This window comes from uncultured Kluyvera sp., assembly GCF_902485085.1.
GTDB classification, from domain to species: Bacteria; Pseudomonadota; Gammaproteobacteria; order Enterobacterales; family Enterobacteriaceae; genus Kluyvera; species Kluyvera ascorbata.
Genome location: NZ_CABTJS010000087.1, coordinates 22,310 through 28,747, shown reverse-complemented (window position 1 = coordinate 28,747; position 6,438 = coordinate 22,310). Strand labels below are relative to the sequence as shown.

The window sequence follows — 6,438 nt, the reverse complement described above, 5'->3', positions numbered from 1 at the left end:
CCAGATAATCGCTTTCTGTTCTGGCGTGTAGTAAATGCGCGTTCTTCGTTTCATGGCAACGTCCCCCCTTGATCAAGGATAGCGTTGCATCGACCCGTTGAACTCACAGCACAAAGCGGGCTTTTGGCGCCCTTTCAAATCCTCACTGAATACCGTCTCGCAGTAGGCGTAGAACGAATTCACATTGCAGAGTGCAAACATGTCAACTTGCGGCTTTCACGATGAAAGTCACAACGACGAGCACGTCCAGCGTCTCTTCACTACCAACAATGATCGGGGAGTAAGCGCTGTTCATCGGGTTTAACTGAACCGTCGGCCGAAGTAGCAAGCGTTTCACAGTGCCCCCCTTCCACAGCGGCGATAATGATATCGCCGTGCTCAGCCGTTTTCGAACTGTCCACCACCAGCAAATTACCGTCACTTATCCCGGTATCTATCATTGAATCGCCGGACGCTTCCACAAAATGGGTAGCGCTGGGGTGCTGGATAAGCAGCTCATTCAAATAAATACGTTGCTCAACGTAATCAGCTGTAGGTGAAGGAAAACCGCAAGGAACCCGCTCACTGAACAGCCGCAGCGTGACAATCTCACGCAGTTCTACTGGTGAAAAAAACTTCATAATGAACTCACTCACATTAAAACTGTATATACATACAGCATATATACTGTAGAGAGGAGCTAAAGCATGTTTGCGGAACTCGTTTATGACAAAAGGAATTTCGATGGAATGGGATCATTAATAAGTAATTTCCAGCACCGATAAGTCCACGCGATTCCACTTTCACTGTTCCTACTACCAAACCCACTAGAGTTATCTATTATTGATATTGCACTGTTTAAATGAACAGATATCGGAGGGGACTTGCCCATACAACGCCTTAAATTTGAGCCTTCAGCGATTTATGAATATCCGGAGCATCTCCGTCAGTATCTCTCTGAAATTCCTCCATTACCCGGTGTCTATGTATTCCACGGAGAGAGTGAAACGCTGCCGCTTTACATAGGGAAAAGTGTTAATATTCGCAGTCGCGTGATGTCACACTTCCGTGCCCAGGATGAAGCATCAATGCTCTACCAATCCAAAAAAATAAGTTGGATACGTACCGCTGGTGAAATTGGCGCACTGCTGCTTGAGGCTAAAATGATTAAAGAGCAGCAACCACTCTTCAATAAACGTCTTCGTCGTACCCATCAACTTTGTTCATTACATTTAGATGCAGGACAACCTAAGGTGGTGTATGCAAAGGAGATAGATTTTTCTCATCAACCAAATTTATATGGCCTATTTTCTAATCGACGTAATGCACTTGAAGCATTGAAGTCTATAGCAGATGAACATCGTCTCTGTTACGGATTACTTGGCCTGGAATCACTGAGCGGTAATCGCGGTTGCTTTCGTTCGGCACTGCAGCGATGCGCAGGTGCATGTTGTGGTAAAGAGACCATAGAATCTCATCACCAGAGGCTATTGTTGGCACTTGAACGACTACAGCTTGTATGCTGGCCCTGGAACGGAGCTATTGCTATGAAAGAAGAGAGTGCTGATTTAACTCAGTACCATATTATTCGCAACTGGATGTGGCTTGGCTCAGTCAGTTCACTCGACGAAGCAAAAATGCTATCTCGACAAGAGGCAGGTTTTGATCAGGATGGTTATAAGATCTTATGCAAACCCCTTCTGACCAGTAACGAAAATATTATCATTCTAAACATGTTGGGTTAACGTTAAGACTTTCCTGGGGCACTCCACCGAGTCGATGAGTGAACGGTACAAAATGATCGCAGCCTTAATTGGAAAAAGTTGGTGCTATAGTTACGTGAAAAATCGCGATGACTCCTATCATGAAATTGCTTTATTTTTCACGTGGCGTTTTGGAGATATATTGAGAAGAAAAATTTTTTCAGCAATTACATAACGTTACTGAACGGGTGCTGCTCCACAAGTAAACAACGCATTTAGCTCTTTCCCTCAAGTCTCACAATCAGCGAACGTAAAAAATCCCTGAATCGCTGAGCTGGCGCCGACAGCGGTTGTCCAGCGTTAGTGACCACGCCGACGTCCATGTAGGTGATACAGTCTTCAATCGTCCGACGAATGACGCGCTGGCCGTTTAGCGACCAGGGGCGATAAACCAGGTCGGATAAGATGGTGATACCGTTGCCCTGGGCAACGAGGCTGCGCACGGCTTCAAAGGAGTTACTACGAAAGTGGATGGAAGGCTGATAGCCAGCGTGCTGCCAGACATGGGTGATCACCGTGGGATATTCATCGGTCTCAAGCATCAAAAAGGGCAGTTTTACGATATCCCGCAGGCGGATAACAGACTGGCTCAGCAAAGCATGTCCCGGAGCGATCCAGAGCTGGCGTAGCGATCGAATAATGGTTTCCACCTCCAGGTCACTGTCGCGCTGAATATTCGATGTGAGCAGTAGACAAAAATCAACCTGCTGCTGACGCAGAGCAGCCAGCAGATCGGGCGCAGTGGCCTCGAAATAGTCAATTTCCAGTAACGGAAAGCGGTTTTCAATGTCACTTAGCATCTCCGGTAGCAGGTAAGCCGAAAGCGTCTGAGCTATCCCTATCCGTACTTTTCCAGCGGTCGTTTCCGGTTGGCGATGTAAATCCTCCAGCGCGATGTGGCTATTGCCGATGATCGTGCGGGCATGAGTCAGGAAGCGTTCTCCAGCCAAAGTGAGCTGGATTCCTTTTGGCTGGCGCAGAAACAGCTGTGCATCAAGTGCCTCTTCCAGATTCCGTAATGCGACCGTCATAGAAGATTGCGAAACGTGACAACGGCTAGCAGCTTTAGAAACTTGCAATGTTTCTGCTAATGCTATGTAAAATTCAAGTTGCCTGAGGGTAAATTTCATAGTTTAAAACGATACCATCCGAGCAAAACTTTATATTAGCATCTCCATTTTCTTCGCGGTAATGTTCCAGGGAACAAAAATGAATTATTGAAGGGTATTGCTATGCCTTATTTATTACTCACTCTCGCCGCATGCTTTTGGGGTGGAAATTATGTGGTAGGACATCTATTAGTCAGTCTTGTTGACCCTGTTCTATTATCCTCTGCTCGCTGGATATTTACGGCCATATTACTGGTAGCGCTCTACTACAGGCAGATTCGTGAGCAATGGAACGCTATGCAGCGTTCTTTTCACATCATCATCTTTCTGGCTTTGTTTGGGCAAGTGTTATTCCCACTGACGCTGTATATCGGTCTGCAATATACTTCTTCGCTTAATGCTGCCATTTATTTGTCTACGACCCCGGCATTAGTTCTATTGATCAATAAAACTATTTTTAAGGAAAAAATAACAATCCAGAATATTGCTGGGGTTATTATCAGCTCTTTCGGTGTCGCCTATCTGGTGATGCAGGGGGATTTATGGCACCTGGAAACCCTAAAGCATCTCAATCGTGGCGATCTGTGGACGATGGGTTCGGCAGCAAGCTGGGCGGTATATTGTGCATTTCTGCGGATAAAACCTCGTGAAGTGGGGGGAAATGCGTTTGTTGCCGTTAGTGCGACGATAGGCGCTATAGTGCTTTTTCCAATATTGATTTTCTCTATGGCGAAAAATGGCATTCCACCACTTGCTGAATTGGGCCACAGTGGTTTGGTGATAGGTCTGCTGTACTTGATAATTTTTCCATCGTGGCTCTCATATTTGATGTGGAATAAAGGCATTCAGGCGATTGGCGCGACGCGTGGAGAAGTGTTTTCCCATTTCATCCCGCTGAGTGGTGGTTTATTCAGCGTGATGTTTCTCAGTGAACTATTACATATATATCATCTGGTCAGCGCGCTACTGATTATCTGCGGGATTGCACTCTGCTCAGGAAAATCAGTGAAGCGAGCATTCAAGGCTAGCGTGTCATAAACAAAATATATTGCACATAAAGCAGAAGCACTCCGTGTAGAAATCCCGGCGTCGCTGCGCTCGGCCGGGCTACAATTGTCGTCGGGGGAAGATGTATATCTCTTCGCCACCCGCGCGGCTACTCTTATCTTACGGCGGTGCGTTTACGCCAGTCGCTCACGACCAGTCCTATAATCATTACGGTGATTGCCAGGCCAACGCCACCGTTATCTACCGGCTGGGAAAGCAAGTCGCCACAGGCTGCGCCGAAAGGACGCGTCAGAATATAGGCCCCCAGATGCAAAATACAGAAAGTGACCAGGTGAGCTACAGTTCCCTATGCAAGATAGTGAAAAACCACGCTCACGGGCAGGTTCTTCCCGCTTGATGTTTTCAAAACATTTCTATCGCTAATGCATTGCTAGAGATACTGGGCGCATCATGTTAATATTCCGACTGACACGGAAGAACATATAATTTCACTATGAAACTGCAGAATAAAATACTGCGATTTGTCATTTCATCAGGCGTCGTCATACTGACATCCTCTTTCCTGATTTATGAATTAGTCGCCAGCCATCGGGATATGTCCGAATATATGCGATATATCATCGACAAAGGCGAGTCGGCCTTTCTCTATGAGAAATATCAGAACCAGCTGATTATTTCGCAATTCGCTCAAAAGCTGGATGAACGCCCCACTGCCGAAGCGGCAGCGCATGCCTGCGCCAGCGTACAGCATCGCGGCAACATTCACGGTCTGAACATCGATGGTTACCGCTATTCGAAGCTATCCGGCTCGCTCACTGCGGGGAAAACACCCTGCGACAAATGGGCGCAAAGCCTCCCCGCCCTTGAAGCTTTTGATGCGGCCGTCGACAATAGTACCGCCTGGAAACCACGCCTGCCCGATGCAATACCACAGCAGAAACGTTTTCGTTATTATATTGATGTGGTGAATCAATATATCTATTTTAATTCACCAGTAGTGATTCATGACGCGACGTTAACCAGTTGGAATTTCCTTTATGGCGATCGACTGGGTATATCTCCGGCCAGTCTGGAAAATTTATTCCTTGGAAGAACAGTGGTATCCAGTATCTATATTGATACCTTTACTCATAAAAATATCTTAACGTTTTTAACACCGCTCTATCATCATGAAAACCTACAAGGCATTGTGATGGTTGATCTCTCTCACCAGGACCTACACGATATTTTCTATACCCGTGACCGTCCTCATTTCTGGCGCTATCTGGATATCTCATTTATTGATTCCGATAATAACGCCCATATCGAGGTCCATCGCAGCACGTCTCACCTGCTGAGCTATGTGCACTACAGCCGACCGCTGGCCGAAAACATGCGCGTGGAGCTGTCGCTGGATGTGATGTACTTCCTGCTGAGTTCGTGGAAACTATTCCTGTTTTACCTCATTTCCACCGCCGCGTTGTTGCAGCTTGTTCGCACGCATTTCCGCCTCTACCGGACGGTTAGCCAGGAGAACATCAGCGACGCACTGACCGGGCTCTACAACCGTAAGATTCTCTCGTCGGTGCAAAGCATGCGCTTACAGCGCCTGACGGAACAGGGAGTGGGCGTTGTTGTTATTGCCCTCGACTGCGACAGGCTGAAGTTTATCAACGACACCTGGGGCCACGATGAGGGCGACCGGGCGATAATCATGCTGGCGCAGGCAATATCGGCCACTATCCGCAAAAGCGATTATGGCGTTCGCCTGGGGGGCGACGAATTTTGTATTATCCTGATTGACTACGAAGAAGCCGAAGCGAAGGTGATAACGGAACGTATTCAGGATCATCTGGCGCTTATCGACACGGAAAGCCGCGTGAGTTTCTCCTGGGGAGCCTACAAGATGCGCCTTGGCGATAGCCTTGAGCAGTCGATGAAGATAGCCGACCAGCGCCTCTATCAACATAAACAGCGTAACAAAACCGCTTCGGCGCATGCATATGGAAAAAATAATGATTGAACCCATCACTGTAGATGTTCATCAACGGCTACTGGGCCTGCTCGACGAGCATCAGGCGCGCTATCGCGTGATGGCGCACGATGCCGTGGGTAAATGTGAAGCCGTGTCTGAAATTCGCGGCACCGCGTTAGGCCAGGGTGCCAAAGCGCTGGTGTGCAAGGTGAAAGGCAACGGCGTAAGCCAGCACGTACTGGCTATCCTCGCCGCCGACCAGCAAGCCGACCTCGCACGGCTGGCGCACCATATCGGCGGCTTAAAGGCGTCTCTCGCTAGCCCGGCTGAAGTGGATGCCCTCACCGCCTGCGTGTTTGGCGCGATTCCGCCATTCAGCTTCCACCCGTCGCTACGCTTGGTGGCTGACCCGCTATTATTCGACCGTTTTGAGGAAATTGCTTTTAACGCCGGTAGCCTTGAAAAATCGGTGATCCTCAATACCGAAGATTATCTGCGTATCGCACAGCCGGAGCTGGTCTCTTTCCGCCGTCAATCCTGATCGCTTCGGATACGGTAGGCCGGATAAGCGAAGCGCCATCCGGCACACAGCTGCCTATTGCCGGATGGCGCTTCGCTTATCCGG

6 protein-coding genes and 1 pseudogene are annotated in these 6,438 nt (G+C 48.3%); 4 read left to right on the top strand and 3 right to left on the bottom strand.

Annotated elements, in window-relative coordinates:
• Positions 1-202 precede the first annotated feature (202 nt).
• Positions 203-620: pseudogene (locus RDN66_RS10185) on the bottom strand (translesion error-prone DNA polymerase V autoproteolytic subunit).
• A gap of 243 nt (positions 621-863) precedes the next feature.
• On the opposite strand from RDN66_RS10185, the gene cho reads away from it, so the two are divergent.
• Positions 864-1,724, top strand: a complete 861-nt coding sequence (gene cho, locus RDN66_RS10180; protein WP_227675089.1) for an excinuclease Cho — start codon at positions 864-866, stop codon at positions 1,722-1,724.
• Positions 1,725-1,957: 233 nt separating this feature from the next.
• Here the strand turns inward: cho and RDN66_RS10175 are convergent, their stop codons facing one another.
• Entirely contained in the window at positions 1,958-2,872 is a 915-nt protein-coding gene (locus RDN66_RS10175) for a LysR family transcriptional regulator (RefSeq protein WP_202215957.1), read from the bottom strand.
• Positions 2,873-2,974: 102 nt separating this feature from the next.
• On the opposite strand from RDN66_RS10175, the gene RDN66_RS10170 reads away from it, so the two are divergent.
• A complete protein-coding gene (locus RDN66_RS10170; RefSeq protein ID WP_308537825.1) occupies positions 2,975-3,889 on the top strand; it encodes a DMT family transporter in 915 nt (304 codons plus the stop codon).
• 124 nt (positions 3,890-4,013) lie between these two features.
• On the opposite strand, the gene RDN66_RS10165 is transcribed toward RDN66_RS10170, so the two are convergent.
• Entirely contained in the window at positions 4,014-4,118 is a 105-nt protein-coding gene (locus tag RDN66_RS10165; RefSeq protein WP_308537826.1) for a hypothetical protein, read from the bottom strand.
• A gap of 234 nt (positions 4,119-4,352) precedes the next feature.
• Here RDN66_RS10165 and dgcJ point away from each other — a divergent pair, with 234 nt between their 5' ends.
• Complete coding sequence (dgcJ, locus tag RDN66_RS10160) at positions 4,353-5,861, top strand: diguanylate cyclase DgcJ (RefSeq protein WP_202215959.1); 1,509 nt, start codon at positions 4,353-4,355, stop codon at positions 5,859-5,861.
• A complete protein-coding gene (locus RDN66_RS10155; RefSeq protein ID WP_035897579.1) occupies positions 5,854-6,354 on the top strand; it encodes a YbaK/prolyl-tRNA synthetase associated domain-containing protein in 501 nt (166 codons plus the stop codon). Before dgcJ ends, RDN66_RS10155 begins: the two co-directional genes overlap by 8 nt.
• Positions 6,355-6,438 lie beyond the last annotated feature (84 nt).

Bases quoted from the DNA above. Each gene is read 5' to 3' on its own strand.
- RDN66_RS10170 (WP_308537825.1), top strand. From the start codon at position 2,975: ATGCCTTATTTATTACTCACTCTCGCCGCATGCTTTTGGGGTGGAAAT.
- RDN66_RS10155 (WP_035897579.1), top strand. From the start codon at position 5,854: ATGATTGAACCCATCACTGTAGATGTTCATCAACGGCTACTGGGCCTG.
- RDN66_RS10175 (WP_202215957.1), bottom strand. From the start codon at position 2,872: ATGAAATTTACCCTCAGGCAACTTGAATTTTACATAGCATTAGCAGAA.
- dgcJ (WP_202215959.1), top strand. From the start codon at position 4,353: ATGAAACTGCAGAATAAAATACTGCGATTTGTCATTTCATCAGGCGTC.